Source organism: Bacillus cereus group sp. BfR-BA-01347 (genome assembly GCF_022663835.1).
Classification (GTDB): Bacteria; Bacillota; Bacilli; order Bacillales; family Bacillaceae_G; genus Bacillus_A; species Bacillus_A thuringiensis_K.
Genome location: NZ_JAKUGG010000002.1, coordinates 246,056 through 263,444 on the forward strand (window position 1 = coordinate 246,056; position 17,389 = coordinate 263,444).

The window sequence follows — 17,389 nt, forward strand, 5'->3', positions numbered from 1 at the left end:
CGTATCATTTCCTTACATCTTGTATACTTTTATACATAAAGTCCATTGCTTCTGTAACTTTTGTACCAGGATTAGATCCAAATAAATCAGGTGGCAAAATAACTACGCGGTTTTGTTTTACTGCCTCTAAATTTTTCCACGCTTCATTTTTCATCATTTCGCCTTCGAATGCTTTTTTCACACTTTTTGGATCTCCGTGTGTAATTAAATAAATCACATCTGGATTCGCCTCAATAATACGTTCTACACTTAGCTGTGCATATTGCGGGTATTCTTTCGTTTCTGGAAAATCAGAAGCAATATTTTTTCCGCCTGTTTTTTCTAAAATATCACCTGATAAAGATGTTGGTAATGCCGCTAAATAAGTTCCTGGTGCGCCATACACTAGCAAGGCTTTCACATCGCTCTTTTTCTCATATTTCTTCATTTGATCATTCATTTTTTGATTAATTTCTTTTGCTTTATCTTCTTTCTTCATTACCATTCCATATAATTCAATATTTTTTTGAATATCTTGTACAGAATTCGCAGAAGAAATGATAACTTGCGTTCCTTGTCCTTCAACCGTTGGCACATTCTTTTGGAATCCATTGTTAGCAACAAGTACATCGGGCTTTAAACTAGCAATTTGCTCAAAGTTCGGTTGATGTGCATTCCCAATTACTTGTGCTTTCTTTAACTCCTCTGGAAGAGTTAATTTCGTATCTGGGCGACCTACTATGTTTCCACCTAAAGCATGAATAATATCCATGTCTCCCATACTTAATGTTGCAAAACTTTCTGGCACTTTATCGAATGTTACCTTTCTTCCTGATAGGTCGGTAATTTCGATTTTCTTTTTTCCTTTTTCTGTTTTGGTTGCAGACGCTTTTCCGTCCCCTTTGGCACTGCAACCTATTAACAAGAAAAAAATAGATAAAATCGCTGTAAATAGCGTAATAGATTTTTTCATTTCTTCACCTCTAATTGATAATGATAATCATTAACCACTATTCTACTTTAATTGATAAGGATTATCATTGTCAACACGAAACGCATACATTTTTCTACAAAAAACAAAAAGCGTGACAAAAAGATTTTTTCTTTTCGCCGCGCTCTAGTTAACAATATTATTCACATTCATTTTCCTCTAGCTGTTCACGCATCACTTTCACACGCTGAAAGAAAAAGAACGATAAACTTAAAAATATAACGATGCTCCCCATCATAACAAAAAATTGGATTGTCTCTTTTGCTCCACTCGGAATCAATAAGCCAACCATTAACAATGTACTTACAGCGAGAAGCATTTGTCCAAACCGAGTATAATCTTCTATTTTTCCTTTTAATTCTTTCATTATATTCTCACTCCTCCATTTCACTGTATCATATTCTATGAAACTGAAAGACCAGTAAATACAGCCATTCTGGGAGATGTTTTCCAATAAAAAAAGAGCCGCTTTTACTGCGGCTCTTTTTTTATCATTATTCACCTTTATATGCTTCCATATAAATTTCTTTCAGCTCTGAAATAAGCGGTAACTTTGGATTAGCAGTTGTACATTGATCTTCAAAAGCTCTTTCTGCTAATACTCCAACAACCTCTTCAAATTGCTCTTTATCGACTCCTTGTCCCGCAATACTCATATTAATATTTAAGCTTTTTCCAAGCTCAATAATTGCTTGGACGAGTGATTCCACCCCTTCTGCTACCGAACTTGCTGGAAGCCCGAGCATTCTCGCTATATGTGCATATCTTTCATCTGCCACAAAGTGCTCATATTTTGGGAACAATGCGTGTTTTCTTGGCTTAATAGCATTATAGCGGACTACGTGCGGCATTAGAATGGCATTTGCGCGTCCGTGCGGAATATGGAATTCTGGTCCAATCTTATGTGCTAAGCTGTGATTAATACCGAGGAAAGCATTTGCAAATGCCATCCCTGCAATTGCAGAAGCGTTATGCATTTTTTCTCTTGCTTCTTCATCATTTCCATCTTTATATGCTCTCGGTAAATATTTGAATACGAGATCAATAGCTTTTAATGCTAATCCATCTGTATAGTCATTTGCCATAACAGACACATACGCCTCAATTGCATGTGTTAAAACATCCATACCAGTATCTGCTGTTACATTTGGTGGTACTGTCATTACAAATTGTGGATCAACAATTGCTACATCTGGTGTTAATTCATAATCTGCGAGCGGATACTTTATATTATTTTTCTTATCTGTAATAACCGCAAATGGTGTCACTTCTGATCCCGTTCCTGATGTCGTTGGAATCGCAACAAACTGCGCCTTATTTCCTAATTCCGGATATTTACATGTACGTTTTCTTATATCTAAAAATTTCTGTTTAATGCCATAGAATGTCGTTTCTGGATGCTCATAGAATAACCACATTCCTTTTGCTGCATCCATAGCTGAACCACCACCAAGTGCGATAATTACATCTGGCTTAAAGCTTTTCATCATTTCCGCACCTTTGAAAACAGTTTCATCTGATGGATCTGTTTCGACCTCAAAGAAAACTTCAACTTTCACATCATTTGCATGCTTGTTTAAATAGTGCGCGACTGTATCGACATAGCCATGTTCAACCATTCCGGGGTCCGTTACAATAAATGCACGTGAAATGTTAGGCATATTTGCTAAATAAGCTGTAGCATGTTTTTCAAAATAAATTTTTGGTGGCAGTTTGAACCACTGCATATTCTTTTTTCTATTTGCCAGCCTTTTTATATTTAATAAATGAGTCGCTGTTACATTTTGGGAAACTGAATTCTTTCCGTATGAACCACAACCAAGTGTAAGTGATGGAATAAATCCATTATATATATCCCCTATTCCACCTTGTGATGAAGGTGCATTTACAATGAGACGGCAAGCTTTCATACGTAACCCAAATTGCTTTTGCACATCTTTATTTGTAGAATGGATAACTGCTGAATGTCCTAAACCACCGAGGTTCAACATTTCTTCGCAATATGTAAATCCTTCTTCTAATGAATTTGCCTTCACACAAGCTAATACTGGACTCAGTTTCTCACGGGATAACGGATATGCTGCTCCGATACCTTGAATTTCAGCTACAAGCATTTTTGTATGTCCAGGAACAGTAATCCCAACTAAACCGGCAATATACTGTGCTGATTTCCCTACAATATCACTATTTACTGCACATGTATTTTCATTTATAACGAGCTTTTCTAATTTTTTTCTTTCTTCTTCTGTTACAAAGTAACAACTGTTTTCAATCATTTCTGTTTTAACATCATCATAAATTTCTTTATCGACAATGATTGCTTGTTCCGATGCACAAATCATACCGTTATCAAATGTTTTTGATAAAATTAAATCATTAACAGCTCGTTTTACATGTGCTGATTTTTCTATATAACACGGTACATTACCAGGACCAACGCCTAACGCTGGTTTTCCAGTAGAGTAAGCTGATTTCACCATACCAGCGCCTCCAGTTGCTAGAACGAGTGCTACACCATCATGGTTCATCAATTGTTTCGTCGCTTCAACAGACGGTCTTTCAATCCATTGAATACAGTGTTTTGGGGCACCAGCTTTCATCGCTGCATCATATACGGTTTTCGCTGCTGCCACAGAACATTTTTGTGCGGAAGGATGAAATGCGAAAATAATTGGATTTCTTGTTTTTATCGCAATTAACGCTTTAAACATTGTTGTCGACGTTGGATTCGTTACTGGTGTTACTCCAGCTACTACACCGACAGGTTCCGCGATTTCTATTATTTCTTCATGAGGATCTTCGTGAATAATCCCTACCGTTTTATCTTGCTTTATACTATGCCAAATATATTCAGTGGCAAAAATATTTTTAATGCATTTGTCTTCATATACACCACGGCCAGTTTCTTCAACTGCCAATTTTGCTAGCGGCATATGTTGATCAACACCTGCTAATGCCATTTCATGAACAATGTTGTCAATTTCTTCTTGTGTAAAACTTTCTAATGCTTGTAAAGCTTGTTGACCATTATTTACTAGCGTATCAATCATCTTTTTTACTTCCTGCATTTCATTTACAACTTTCTCTTTGACTACCATGTGAATTTCCTCCTATTCTACTATTACGGTCCTTATATGTCCCTGTAGGTCAAAATAAGTCCCAATTAACACAAAAAAATAGAGATGCTTTCCTACATGAATTTCATTGTTTGTGAAATATTTCACAAGTTTATTTGTGAGTAACATTTCCTGAATTCAATATACACGAAATCATTTCGTTTGTGTATGTCTATTTTGTGAAATGTTTCACAAAATAACATAATACAAAATACACTGCTAATATTAGCAGTGCATTTTGTATTATGCTAGCGCTTGTGCTAAATCTTCAATTAAATCTTCACCATCTTCAATACCGACAGAAATACGAATTAATGTATCTGTAATTCCTAATTCTTTGCGGCGATCCGCTGGGATTGATGCATGTGTCATTTGAGATGGAATAGAAATTAAACTTTCTACCGCTCCTAAGCTTTCAGCAAGTGTAAAGTATTGTAGTTTCTCAAGTACTTTATTTAATGTTTCTTCACTATCTACATCAAATGAGATAATAGCACCAAATCCGTTTGCTTGTTCTGTTGCTAATTCGTGATTTTGATGTGATTCAAGACCTGGGTAATATACTTTATTTACTTTTGGATGATTATTTAAGAACTCAGCAATAGCACGTGAATTCGTTTCATGTTCTTCCATACGAATTCCTAATGTTTTTAAACCGCGAAGTAGTAAGAAGCTATCTTGTGGCCCAAGAATACCTCCTGTTGAGTTTTGTACAAAATGAAGATCTTCTGCTAGTTGTGGGCTATTTACAACTACTAAACCTGCAACTACGTCACTATGACCTCCTAAATATTTCGTTGCACTATGAAGCACAATATCTGCTCCTAAAGAAATCGGCGACTGCCAATATGGCGTCATGAATGTGTTATCAATAATTGTTAATAGGTCTTTCTCTTTAGCAAGAGTAGATATTTTCTTAATATCAGTAATTTTTAGTAGTGGGTTCGTTGGTGTTTCCACATAAATTGCTTTCGTATTTGGACGAATTGCTTCTTCAACTTCCTCTAAGTTTGTTGTATCTACAAATGTATGCTCAATACCGAAACGGTTTAATACTTTCGTAATAACGCGGTATGTTCCACCATAAACATCATCTGTTAAAATAACGTGGTCACCTTTTGAGAACAACATAATTGTCGCTGTAATAGCAGCCATTCCTGAACCAAATGCAAATCCAGCATGCCCGTTTTCTAATACAGCAATCATTTCTTCTAAAGCTGCACGTGTTGGGTTACCTGTACGTGAATATTCATATCCTTGATGCTTACCAACTGCTTCTTGTTTGTACGTACTTGTTTGATAAATCGGTACGTTTACAGATCCAGTTGAAGGTTCTCCTATGCGAATACCATGAATTAACTTTGTCTTTGCTCTCATTTTTTATTCCCATCCTTTGTATATGTCTTTACTTAAATAGCGCTCACTGCTATCAGGAAAAATGGTTACAATATTTGTACCTGGTGGTGCCTTCTCTGCCTCCAGTAAGCTCGCATGAAATGCTGCTCCTGAAGAGCTCCCAACGAGAAGTCCTTCTTTTTGCGCTAATTCTTTCACTCGTAAAAATGCATCTCGATCAGAAATCGTATGAATTTCATCAAAATAAGATGTCTTCAAAAATGGCGGGATAAATTCCAGTCCAATTCCTTCGGTCTCATGTGAACCAGCCTTACCACCATTTAAAATAGATCCTTCTGGCTCTACGATAACTGTTTTAATATCTATATTTTTTTCTTTCAAATAAGATGCAGTCCCCATAAACGTACCGCCAGTTCCTGCTCCAGCAACAAATATGTTAATCTCTCCATTCAATGCGTCCCACAATTCAGGTCCTAATGTTTTAAAATATGCACGAGGATTTGCCTCATTTGCAAATTGACTTGGAGAGTATGAATTCGGTATTTCATTTACTAACTCTTTTGCTTTTGCAATTGCACCGGTCATTCCTTGCTCAGTCGGTGTGTGCACGACCGTTGCACCTAGCGCTTTCATTAATTCTTGTTTTTCAATACTAAATTTCTCTGGTACACAAACGATAACACGTAAATCATATTCTAATGCTGCAAGTGCCAGTCCAATACCAGTATTCCCAGCAGTGGGTTCAATAATTGTTCCACCTTGGGTAACAAGCCCTTTTTCTAGCGCATCTTCGATTAATTCTCTTCCTAAACGATCCTTAACGCTTCCGCCTGGGTTATAAAATTCAAGCTTTGCAAATAAACGGACCCCTTTCGGAAGTGGAAAACGAGTAATTTCTACAATTGGTGTATGACCAATTAACTCATGAACTCCACGATATACATTCATCGTGTTCTCCCCCTTGTTTGCCAATAAAGAAAAGGCAACTGTATGTATTTTCTTTATATGAGACAGTTGCCTTTTTGTTACATTACTTTAACTCTTCTAACACTTTTACGATAAAGTTTGTAGAATGAAGAGCTGCTTGATCTAAAAACTGATCAAATGAAACATTTGATTCTTTACCAGCAATATCAGAAAGTGCGCGAATGATAACAAACGGAATTTCATATTGGTGGCATACTTGTGCAACAGCTGCTGCTTCCATTTCTACCGCATAAAGATTTTCAAATTTATCACGGATGGCTGCAACGCGGTTCGGATCACTCATAAATGAATCACCTGTTGCAATCATACCTTTTACAACTTGAATATTTTCTTCAGCCTGCATACATTTCTCAGCTAATGCAACTAACGCCTCATCAGCTTTAAATCCAGGCGGCATTCCTGGTACTTGACCATATTCATAGTTAAATGCTGTTACATCTACGTCATGGTGACGAACTTCAGTGGAAATAACTACATCACCAACGTTTAGAGAGTGATGGAATCCACCTGCTGAACCAGTATTAATTACTTTTTCAGGCTTATATTTTTCTAATAAAATTGTCGTTGACATCGCTGCATTTACTTTACCAATACCAGACTTTAACAAGATTACTTCATGCCCTGCTAATAGCCCTTTCGTAAATTCACAACCTGCAACCGTTTCTGTCTCTGCTTGTTCTAATTTGTCACGTAAAATACGTACTTCTTCTTCCATTGCTCCAATTACAGCAATTCTCAATCTAATCCCTCTTTCTATTGCTTAGTTGCCTCCATTACCCAAACGAAATGATTTAATCTCGTGAACGTTACATGGAAGCCATTGTTTTCAAAAATAGTCTGCATAACTGGAATACGTGTATAGTATTCCGTTTGCAAATCGTTTGCTAACTGATGGAAACCTCTTTGTTTTGCTGTTTCAACAGTTTTATCATATGCATCTTGATCTGCAAATATCGTATCAGCAAACACTATTTTACCACCTTTGTTTAGCAATTGACTATACTTCGCAATCGCTACATTTTTTTCATCATCTGTTAAATGATGAAATGCATAGGTGCTTACAATGGTATCAATTGAATTTGGAACTTCAAATGAAAGAAAATCACCGTCTGTAATTGAAAATTCTTTTGGCAATTTCTCTTTTGCAATCATGCGCATTTCACGCGACGGTTCTATACCGTAAACTGTGCGGCCAGCAAGTAATAATTTATTTGTTAAATTACCTGTACCGACACCAAATTCTAATACATTACCAAATGACTTGTTAACTACATCCTCTAGAATGTCCTCATAATGGGCGAAAACTTCTTTATATTGTATATCTTCGCCTTGTACAAATGAGTCGTACGTATGAGCCCACTCATCAAATAAACCATTAAATTCTGTACCCATAAAAATTCCCCTTTTTCTTATCGGTTTTATCAGTATGATATTCCCTCTTTCTAAAAATGTCAATTGAAATGTACATGGTATTTCCTTCTTTTCTTTGTTACACTATAGTTGATTACATAGGAGAGGGGCCGTCTTCATGTCATTTACCTTTGAAATGTTAGAAGATAAAGTAGAGTTTTTTGAAGCGGGAGACTTAGCTTCTTTAGAACGAAAAATTAGTGAACAAATTGATAATAATAAAGCACTTATGCTTGAAGTTCATCACATCTCACATCAAATGGTTATGGATCCTGAAAGCAAAAGACCGTATTATAGCGCGGTTGTTCATTTTAAATTAAAGAAATTGCGTTAACAAAAAAGAGAAGCTCCTAAGGAGCCTCTCTTTTTTAGTTTAGAGTTTGAACAAGTACTGGTTTCCAGCCCTCATTGTCTACCCAATCAATATTTACATAATATCTTTTCCCACTTTGCTTATCTTGAACATCACCATAAGCTTTGCTCTTTCCAGTTTTGTCTCTTCCAACAAAATGGAATACTAATTGCTCTTTCGGTACTTCAATACCCGCAGCAATTGCACTTTGCATCTCATTCCAATCTGATGACCCCTGTTTAAACGTCATCGCCGGTGATGAACCTTGTTCTGTTCCTACAGCTTTCCAAGAAGGTTTTGTGTAAGCCTCTTTTGCCTTGGATACAGTTTTTTCAGCTGATACTTTCTCGTTAGCTTTCGCTTCTTCTTCAGCTTTTTTCTGTTCTTCTTCAGCCTTTAACTTCTCTTCTTCAGCTTTTTGCTTAGCTTCTGCTTGCTCTTGTTCTTTTTCTTTTTTCTTAGCAGATTCTTTATCTTCTGATTTTCCAGCTTTCTCATGCTTTGTTGTTTGTTGAGAGACTTTCTTATCAGTAGAAGATGCTTGCTCTTTCGTACTAGGAACGAACAATTGATATGCTACAATAGCTACTAATAGTAATACAATAGCGATTGCAATATTTAAAACACCGTTTTGACGACGTTTTTGTTGTTTCTGTTGGAATCTTGATCCTCCTGCCATTCTCCAAACCTCCATGCAGTTTTTCCTAATTGCTATTGTAACATTAAATCTAGAAAGGTTGAACATTTACAATGATATTTTCATGAAATGAAGACATTTCACTATAAATTGCAAGATTACTTTTCATTCTCCAATTGATAGATTGCTCCCACCATATCTTTAAAAATAGGTGTAACTTTATTCACTTTGCTATCAGTCTCTAGATCAACAACAACTAAAGCATATCTTGGATTCTCATACGGAAAATAACCTGCAAACCAGCGATTCACCCTCGTCCCTTTCCCTGTTTGCGCTGTCCCGGATTTTCCAGCGACACTTAGTGGCAACGAACGGAATGCCGTTCCTGTTCCTTTCTCCCTTGTTACAACGCCTCTTAATAACTCTTGTAATGTTTTCACTGTTTCATACGAAAGCTGTTTTCCATTTAACGTATGGCTCTCAAATGTAAAAAAATCCGCTCCATTTTTATATACTATTTTTTCAACTGCTTTCACTTCCATCTTTTCTCCATTCCTCGCAATCGTCGCCATCATATTTGCAATTGCTAGAGGTGATATACGTACATCTTTCTGTCCAATTGCTGTTTGTTCTACCGCTTTTTTACTATTTTTATTTTCTTCATTCCCCCAAATAGTAGTACCCTTTTCTTCTGGCATTTGCTCAAAATGAGGTGTATGAAATACAGAACCTTTCCATCCAACCTTTTCATTTGCTCCTAAAGCTGCTACGTATGTTTCTAGCACCGTCTTATCCTTTTGTAATAGCTCGTTACCTAACTCGGAAAATGTCCTGTTACAACTCCTAGCAAAGCTCTCTTTAAAGTTAAGTGTACCCATCCTAACTTGCGGGTCGTTTTCACCATATAAATCTTTATTACAGTTAAATGTCCGATTAAACAAATTTACTTTTTGATCAATGACTGCAGCTGCAACTACTGTTTTAAAAACAGAGCCTGGAAAATGTGGCGTTAACATTTGATTTTCAAGTGTAGTTTTATATAAATTCTCATCCCTTACTTGTAAAGACGGCTTACTAGCCATCGCTAATATTTCATTTGTCTTTACATCTAGTAATACTAGTCCCCCCTTCTTTATTTCGTTCGCTTCAATCACTTCTTCTGCTTTTTGCTGCAACTCTTTATGTAAAGTAGTTTGAATCCTAACTGGATAAAATGGATTTCCTGGTGAAGTGTATTTCGCTTGCTTTCCGAAAATTGGTTCTCCTTGCCGATCTACTTGATATAATACTTTTGCCTCTCCATCAGTCAATAGAAATTCATCAAATGATTGCTGTAATCCTGAAATACCTATCGGCGTTTGTTTTGAGATTCTTTTCAATTCTCCATATCGCTTTTGAAACTCCCTTTCGTTCTCCCCTACATCACCAATTAAATGATTTATCTCTCCAGTTTGTTTTAATCGCACTTCAGCTGCTACAATACCTAATACATGTAATTCATTTACCTTCTCCATCTGCTCTCGTGTCACTCGAAATGGAGCAGTTTCTCCTTGTAGTGTAAATGCATTTTTATTATTTTTCATTTGTCTTCTAATCTCTTGTCTCGACACACCAATGATATGCGCGATTTTCTCTAACATGTCATTTTTTATTTGTAAAAATGGAAAAATAATTAAAACAGGATATTTTTCCTCACCTATTTTTTTACCATTACGATCTATAAACTGCCCACGTCCATCGTCTACTGTAATGGATTGTGTGCGTTGCGTAACACTTTTTTCAATTAAATTTATTTTGCGATCAGTAAATGATTCTGTATCTATAATTTGAATTTGGATTAAACGACAAAGCAATACAAACATAACGCACATAAAACAAATTAAAACAATTGTAATTCTCCGTTTTATTTTCATAAAAAACACCTCGTCTATTGTAGTTTAGACGAGGTACTATTTTATTTATACAATCTCCAAAACAAAAACAGATATTATATAAGGCTATTATTGTTTCTTTGGCTTCTCTAAAAATTTCATAAGAAGCGATCTAAATTCAGTTTCATTCACTCCAGTGTTTTTAGCAACTTCAATTACAGTGGTTGTTACATTAGCCGCTATTTTTAAATAATCCTTACTAAGATTATCCATTTCATTTCTTTTTTCTTTTGCATTCTCAACTGTTACAGAATCAATACAAGTAATCATCTTATCTACAATATGTAAATAATTATTTTGTGCATCTATTATTTTTTGAATATCATCTTTATTACTTACTTTCGATTGTTTTAAATATGTATATGCTTGATTCACTTCATCTTTTAAAATTTTATCATTATTCTTCGCCTGTTCTTGTAACATATTCTTCATATCATCTATTGTTTTTTGATCCATCGAATCTCGCAATAAATAATCTGGATTCCCAATTGCGTAATCATACTTAATCGTTACATCTTGAAATATTTTCATGACAATAGCTAATTGATACGCTACATCAAAATCATTAAATTCCTTTTTATCTTGTGGATTTTCTAAGGTTTTTGAACTCTCAGTTGCTTTAATATCCTTTTTTTCTTCTTGCTTTACTTTTTCTCCCTTTGATGATGTAGTTTCTTCATTCGTTCCGCATGCAGCAAGTCCTAATATGGATATACTACACACCAATCCTGTAAAGATTTTATGTTTCATAATTAGCCCCTTTTCCCTTTTAAAACCTATATTCTCCAATTATGATATCAAATCTTAAAGTGTTTTTTTGACATTTTTTGTCGAATCACTCTAAGGTTTACACAATTTTTTTCATTCTACAGAAAAAAAAGATTCTCCCGATAGGAGAATCTTTTTTTATTTTACAGAGACAATCTCTACTTGCATTTCTCCGCCTGGTGTTTGGATTGTTACTTTCTCACCAATTTGCTTACCTAATAAGCTTTTTGCGATTGGAGAATCGTTAGAAATTCTTCCTTCGAATGGATCAGCTTCCGCGCTACCTACGATTGTATACGCTTCTTCATCTCCGTTTGGTAATTCTTTAAATGTTACTGTTTTACCTAATGTAACAACAGTAGATACTTCGCCAGTATCTTTAATGATAACTGCGTTACGAATCATATTTTCTAATTGTGTAATACGTCCTTCTACGAACGCTTGCTCATCTTTCGCTGCATCGTACTCAGAGTTCTCAGAAAGATCCCCGAAGCTACGTGCGATTTTAATACGTTCTACTACTTCTTTACGTCTTACTGTTTTTAATTGCTCAAGTTCGTTCTCTAGTTTTTGCTTACCCTCTTGCGTCATAGGGTATGTTTTTTCTGTTGACATATTTTCCACTCCTTTTATATACCAATCCCCTGAAAAAAAGAGGAGTTCCATATGAAAACTCCTCCGCTTCCATTGTTAGCGGAGGTTTCTAGTACCCTTGCACTAGCGGAGTTGTCACATACAACCCCGTATTTCCAATTCTTCTTTATATAAAGAAGATATGTATGGAAAGTTGATATAAATATGCCCTCACCTATATATAGATGAGGTTGCATGTTTCATTGTATTCGATAAGAAGGGAAAAAATCCCTTCCTACCGTATATCTTTTACTATGCTATTACAAATTTACTTTTTGTTCAAGAATTGTTGCAATTTTTGTCACCATAATATCAATTGCAACGTGGTTTTGTCCACCTTCAGGGATAATAATATCCGCAAATTTCTTAGAAGGCTCAATAAATTGATTGTGCATTGGACGTACAACATTTACGTACTGATCGATAACAGAATCCATCGTACGACCGCGCTCTTTAATATCACGTTGCATGCGGCGCAGAATACGAAGGTCAGCATCCGTATCAACGAATAATTTAATGTCCATTAACTCGCAAAGACGTGGGTCTTCTAAAATAAGAATTCCTTCTAAAATAATTACATCTTTCGGCTCAACCGGAATAATTTCTTCTGAACGCGTATGCAATGTATAGTCATATACAGGCTTATCAATTTGCTCATATGCAAGCAACTGCTGCAAATGTTCAATTAACAGATCATTATCAAACGCAAGCGGATGATCATAATTTGTTTTTAAACGCTCTTCCATTGGTAAATGGCTTTGATCTTTGTAATAATAATCTTGCTCTAAGATTAAAATAGAATGACCTTTAAAATGGTCAAAAATCGCTTTCGTTACACTCGTTTTACCTGATCCCGAACCACCAGCAATTCCAATTACAACAGGCTTATTCGTCCCCATTCGACTATCACTCTTTCTTATTGAAGTATGCTTTTGCGCATCATATTATTCACATACACTCGTTGATCCACTTTGAATTTCACGATTTGCAACGGATGTCTCGCTGCATCTAATTCGTTTCCATCCTCATCCCAAATTTTCTCCACCGTTTGCGTAAAGTTTTCTATTTCTGGTCCAAAGAACTCCACTTCATGTCCTGGTTTGAAATGATTACGTTGCTCAATCGTTACGATGCCCGTTTCTTCATTATAATCTAACACTAAACCAGCAAAATCATACGTTGTTTTCTTACTATGATTTCCAAACATTTGCTCTTGATGTCCTGGAACCCCTTCAAAGAATGCAGGAGCTGTATCACGATTTGCACATTTATCAAGCTCATCTAACCATTCTTGTTTAAACTCAAAGTTATCTGGATCCGCACAATACGCATCAATTACTTTACGATATACAGTTGCTACAGTCGCTACGTAATGGATTGATTTCATACGTCCTTCTACCTTTAAGCTATCGATTCCGATTTCAATCATTTTTGGAATTGATAAAATTAAATTTAAATCTTTTGGACTCATCGCAAAGTGAGCATCTCCTTCTTGGAATAGAGGAAGCTCTTTTGCATCTTTATGTTGTGATACTGTTTGAACTAAATCATAATCCCAGCGGCAAGATTGGCAACAACCACCACGATTAGAATCACGCGCTGTCATATGGTTACTTAATGTACATCTTCCTGAATATGCGATACACATTGCACCATGGACGAACGCTTCAATTTCAATATCCACTTTTTCTTTAATTTCTTTCATTTCTTCATAGCTTGCTTCACGAGCTAATACAAGACGATGTAAACCTTCTTCTTTCCAATACTGTGCTGCTTTCCAGTTGGATAGTGATTGCTGTGTGCTTAAATGCACCTCAACAGAAGGCGCTACGCGTTTACAAGTCTCAATGATAAGCGGATCAGCAACGATAATTCCCGTTACGCCAGCTTTTTCAATCCCTTTTAAATATTCCTCTAGCCCGTCCATATTTTCATTATGTGCAAAGATATTTGTTGTTACGTATATTTTTGCTCCATACTTCTTTGCAAACTCAACGCCTTCTGCCATTTCTTCTAGCGTAAAGTTACCTGCATTCGAACGAAGACCAAATTCTTGTCCACCTAAATATACAGCATCTGCCCCGTAATGGATAGCTACTTTTAATTTTTCTAAGTTACCCGCAGGGATTAACAGTTCAGGTTTCTTCACAATAACACGTTTGCCATCGATTACTCGTGAAATTTCTTGTACAGTCATTTCCTACACCCTCCTCGTTTAGTAAACCGTTTCTTTAAAGAAGAATCCTGTATCTAACGGACGATTTACTGGTTGCATTTCTTCTATTTCTTTATATAGATCATCTTTCACGTCATAATATGCATCACGATCTTCTACGCATAAATCAATTGCTTTACGATATTTTTTCGTTACTTCAATAATGTATTCAGAGGTTTTTAGTACTCCGTCGATTTTTAAGCTATCAACTTCAGCTTCGATTAGTTCCTCTAATTCATCGATGAAACAAATATCGTTCGGACTCATAATGTGAGTACCATTTTCATCTTCATAAATTGGATATTTATTGTTACGCTCTGGGTCATATAAGAACATATTCTCTTCATATTTTTTCTTTTCAATGTCTAGATTACGTCCTTGATACTCAAAGTAGTTTCCTACTAATGAACGCTTCGATTGGAACATACAAGTCATACCGTGAATTTGTACTTCCAGTTCCACTTCAGCATTTTCTTTTAAATCAACAATTTCATCTAAGCTCAGCTCACGAGCTAATACAGCACGCTTCGCTCCTCTTTGTCCCCAGTAATTACAAGTGAACCAGTTTGTTGCTGTCGTTTCTGTATTCCAGTGCAACTGCATATTTGGCGCTACTTCGCGAACAGCCATTAATACCGCTGGATCTCCGAAAACAATTGCATCTACATTTACTTCGTTTAAAAATGAAACGTAATCTGTTAATTCTTCTACTTTATCGTTGTGGAACATAGCGTTCATGGCTACGTATACTTTCACACCATTTTCATGTGCAATCTTCACAGTTTGTTTTACATCTTCACGTGAAAACTCCCCTGCTAAACGTAAACCAAACTTTTGCTCACCGATCATTACCGCATCTGCTCCTGCTTTCGCAAGTTGTTCGATATCCGCCACCGCTCTTGGCGTTACTAACAATTCAGGTTTCTTCATACCTTGGTCACCCTCTCTTTTTACTAACAGCTACTCCATCACCAATTGGGAAAATCGTTGTATCGTATCCTTCATGGTTCATAAGCCACTCATTGTACGTCTTAATACGACGGATTAAACCTCGTGTACGTCTGTTTTCAATTTTCTCTTTTGTCGTTACAAGACCGTGATACATAACATTATCTGAAATAATTACGCCACCAGGATTTAATAACGGTTCATATAAGTCAAAAAAGCGACGATACTGTCCTTTTGCTGCATCAATAAAAATAACGTCAAATGTCCCGTGTTCTTTTACTTGTTCACCTGTCTCTAACGCATCACCGTAAATAACTGAAATACGATCTGTTACTGGGGAACGTTCTATATATTCAAGTGCTTTTTCATATCGCTCACGATTGCGCTCAACTGTCACAATACGTGAATTTGGAATAGCTTGCATCATACGAATACTAGAATAACCGATTGCTGTTCCAAGTTCTAAAATGCTTTTCGGTCCAATTAAACGTAAAAATTGCAGCATAAATTCCATTCCAAGTCGATCCATAATCGGCACATGATTTTCTGTTGCATATTCTTCCATTTCAAGAATTAATTTATCTTTCGGATCAATAAATGATAATAGGTACTCGTTAACTGCATCCTCCATAAATGGTCCTCCTTATTTACATGGAGAAGTGCCTCTATGACGTCTTTTCACACATAGAATGCAATAAAAATACAAGCCAGCTTTATCCTTAGCTTGTACGTCCCGTTTTGATATTAAAAACGATTCTTCTGCCAGTTTTTAACCCGATATATTTTACCACAAAAAAGAGGGATGTGCGACTTTTTTCGCTATCCCTCCCCATTTCACTATTTTTTCGTAATGTATTTTTGCTTTAATGCATTATGCTCTTCTAATGTTTTCGCATAGTACACTTCACCACTTGGTGCGGCTAAGAAATAATAATAATCTGTTTGCGCAGGTTCTAACGCAGCTTCTACTGAATGTTTACCAGAGTTTGCGATTGGCCCTACCGGCAATCCTTTTACAACATACGTATTGTACGGTGAGTTGACCTTTAAATCTTCGTATAATACACGTTGTTTATGCTTTCCAAGTGCATATAATACCGTTGGATCCGTTTGAAGCGGCATACCTTTTGCTAAACGATTATAAAAGACACTAGAGATCTTTTGACGATCTGTAAAACCAGTTGCCTCTTCTTCAATAAGTGAAGATAATGTTAAAAGCTGATGAACATCCCAATTCTTCGCTTTCATTTTCGCCTCATTTTGAACAATGATTGCATTTGTTTTCTCAAGCATTGGAATTACAATTTCTTCTAACGTTGTATCTTTCTTATAAAACGAATACGTTGCAGGATATAAATAACCTTCTAATGGGTATTTAATATTACTATCAAAGATTTTATCCGTTAATAACTTCGGATACTTTTGCTGCATTTTTTGAATAAATGCTTTATCGTTTAATTGACGCGTAACATCATCTTTATTCCACTTTAGTTCTGTCGCAATCGTTTCTGCAATTTCAGTTACTTGCGCCCCTTCTTTAATCGTCACTTTATAAAGAGCTGGACGATGCACGTTGCCAGATGACATTTGTTCGATCACATCTTCAGCATTCATTGAAGGATTTAATAAATATGTACCTGCTTGTAAACTTTTCGATTTAGCCTTTGTATAAAAACTAAAAACTGTACCGTTTTTTACAGCGCCTTTTTCTTCTAAAATTTCTCCAATTTTACTTGTAGATGATCCTTTCGGAATTTCTACTTCAATCTCTTTTTTATTCCCGCTATCAACTGGTCCTAATGCGGATGAAATATACGCATAGACTGAACCACAAACTAAAAGCAGTGCAATAATCGAAAATAAAAAGATGCGTCTACGCTTCTTTTTCACTTGATTCTCTATCAAAACATTTCCTCCTTACTTAATTGTAGACCGTATGTACACCTTTCTATACAGCACGATGTAAAAACGCAACAAATTCACTTATCTTTTTTAATTGACACTTTATTTTTCTACAATCCGTCTCATTATACTACAAAGACTTACACAGTTTCGACAAAAAATCT

The 17,389-nt window shown here is 35.9% G+C and carries 17 protein-coding genes; 1 reads left to right on the forward strand and 16 read right to left on the reverse strand.

All coding sequences use genetic code 11. The features are described 5' to 3' along the window. Positions 1 to 4 precede the first annotated feature (4 nt). From MR143_RS04610 to MR143_RS04640, 7 genes are all read right to left on the reverse strand, one after another. Positions 5 to 952, reverse strand: a complete 948-nt coding sequence (locus MR143_RS04610; RefSeq protein ID WP_000748477.1) for an ABC transporter substrate-binding protein — start codon at positions 950 to 952, stop codon at positions 5 to 7. Between the two features lie 157 nt (positions 953 to 1,109). Then, on the reverse strand, positions 1,110 to 1,337 hold the full coding sequence (locus tag MR143_RS04615) for a YrhC family protein (protein WP_000661266.1): 228 nt from the start codon (positions 1,335 to 1,337) through the stop codon (positions 1,110 to 1,112). Positions 1,338 to 1,464: 127 nt separating this feature from the next. Next, the gene (adhE, locus tag MR143_RS04620; protein WP_000260504.1) at positions 1,465 to 4,068 is read right to left on the reverse strand and encodes a bifunctional acetaldehyde-CoA/alcohol dehydrogenase; all 2,604 of its coding nucleotides are present in this window, start codon (positions 4,066 to 4,068) and stop codon (positions 1,465 to 1,467) included. A gap of 261 nt (positions 4,069 to 4,329) precedes the next feature. Further along, positions 4,330 to 5,463, reverse strand: coding sequence for a bifunctional cystathionine gamma-lyase/homocysteine desulfhydrase (locus MR143_RS04625; protein ID WP_001201908.1), 1,134 nt, complete (start codon positions 5,461 to 5,463; stop codon positions 4,330 to 4,332). 3 nt (positions 5,464 to 5,466) lie between these two features. Further along, positions 5,467 to 6,390, reverse strand: coding sequence for an O-acetylserine dependent cystathionine beta-synthase (locus MR143_RS04630; RefSeq protein ID WP_001103851.1), 924 nt, complete (start codon positions 6,388 to 6,390; stop codon positions 5,467 to 5,469). 82 nt (positions 6,391 to 6,472) lie between these two features. Continuing rightward, positions 6,473 to 7,168, reverse strand: a complete 696-nt coding sequence (mtnN, locus tag MR143_RS04635) for a 5'-methylthioadenosine/S-adenosylhomocysteine nucleosidase (protein ID WP_001217024.1) — start codon at positions 7,166 to 7,168, stop codon at positions 6,473 to 6,475. A 14-nt stretch (positions 7,169 to 7,182) separates the two neighbouring features. Then, positions 7,183 to 7,821 (reverse strand): class I SAM-dependent methyltransferase, encoded by a 639-nt coding sequence (locus MR143_RS04640; protein ID WP_000536315.1) that lies wholly within the window; start codon positions 7,819 to 7,821, stop codon positions 7,183 to 7,185. 136 nt (positions 7,822 to 7,957) lie between these two features. Between MR143_RS04640 and MR143_RS04645 the strand changes: the two genes are divergently transcribed. Beyond that, positions 7,958 to 8,173, forward strand: a complete 216-nt coding sequence (locus MR143_RS04645) for a YrzA family protein (RefSeq protein WP_000010984.1) — start codon at positions 7,958 to 7,960, stop codon at positions 8,171 to 8,173. Positions 8,174 to 8,207: 34 nt separating this feature from the next. Here the strand turns inward: MR143_RS04645 and MR143_RS04650 are convergent, their stop codons facing one another. The 9 genes from MR143_RS04650 to mltG all read right to left on the reverse strand — a co-directional run bounded on the left by MR143_RS04650 (position 8,208) and on the right by mltG (position 17,228). Beyond that, on the reverse strand, positions 8,208 to 8,870 hold the full coding sequence (locus tag MR143_RS04650; RefSeq protein WP_000897093.1) for a YrrS family protein: 663 nt from the start codon (positions 8,868 to 8,870) through the stop codon (positions 8,208 to 8,210). A gap of 116 nt (positions 8,871 to 8,986) precedes the next feature. Beyond that, positions 8,987 to 10,741 (reverse strand): peptidoglycan D,D-transpeptidase FtsI family protein, encoded by a 1,755-nt coding sequence (locus MR143_RS04655; RefSeq protein ID WP_000695140.1) that lies wholly within the window; start codon positions 10,739 to 10,741, stop codon positions 8,987 to 8,989. A gap of 87 nt (positions 10,742 to 10,828) precedes the next feature. Beyond that, entirely contained in the window at positions 10,829 to 11,509 is a 681-nt protein-coding gene (locus MR143_RS04660; protein ID WP_000680879.1) for a hypothetical protein, read from the reverse strand. A gap of 156 nt (positions 11,510 to 11,665) precedes the next feature. Continuing rightward, positions 11,666 to 12,142 (reverse strand): transcription elongation factor GreA, encoded by a 477-nt coding sequence (gene greA / locus MR143_RS04665; protein WP_000102591.1) that lies wholly within the window; start codon positions 12,140 to 12,142, stop codon positions 11,666 to 11,668. Between the two features lie 278 nt (positions 12,143 to 12,420). Next, positions 12,421 to 13,059, reverse strand: coding sequence for a uridine kinase (udk, locus tag MR143_RS04670; RefSeq protein ID WP_000537078.1), 639 nt, complete (start codon positions 13,057 to 13,059; stop codon positions 12,421 to 12,423). A gap of 17 nt (positions 13,060 to 13,076) precedes the next feature. Next, positions 13,077 to 14,357: a peptidase U32 family protein gene (locus tag MR143_RS04675; RefSeq protein ID WP_000217974.1), complete on the reverse strand. Its 1,281-nt coding sequence runs from the start codon at positions 14,355 to 14,357 to the stop codon at positions 13,077 to 13,079. An 18-nt stretch (positions 14,358 to 14,375) separates the two neighbouring features. Beyond that, positions 14,376 to 15,305, reverse strand: coding sequence for a peptidase U32 family protein (locus MR143_RS04680; protein ID WP_000742808.1), 930 nt, complete (start codon positions 15,303 to 15,305; stop codon positions 14,376 to 14,378). A gap of 7 nt (positions 15,306 to 15,312) precedes the next feature. After that, complete coding sequence (locus MR143_RS04685; RefSeq protein ID WP_000389102.1) at positions 15,313 to 15,954, reverse strand: O-methyltransferase; 642 nt, start codon at positions 15,952 to 15,954, stop codon at positions 15,313 to 15,315. Positions 15,955 to 16,160: 206 nt separating this feature from the next. After that, the gene (gene mltG, locus MR143_RS04690; protein WP_000572137.1) at positions 16,161 to 17,228 is read right to left on the reverse strand and encodes an endolytic transglycosylase MltG; all 1,068 of its coding nucleotides are present in this window, start codon (positions 17,226 to 17,228) and stop codon (positions 16,161 to 16,163) included. Positions 17,229 to 17,389: the final 161 nt, after the last annotated feature.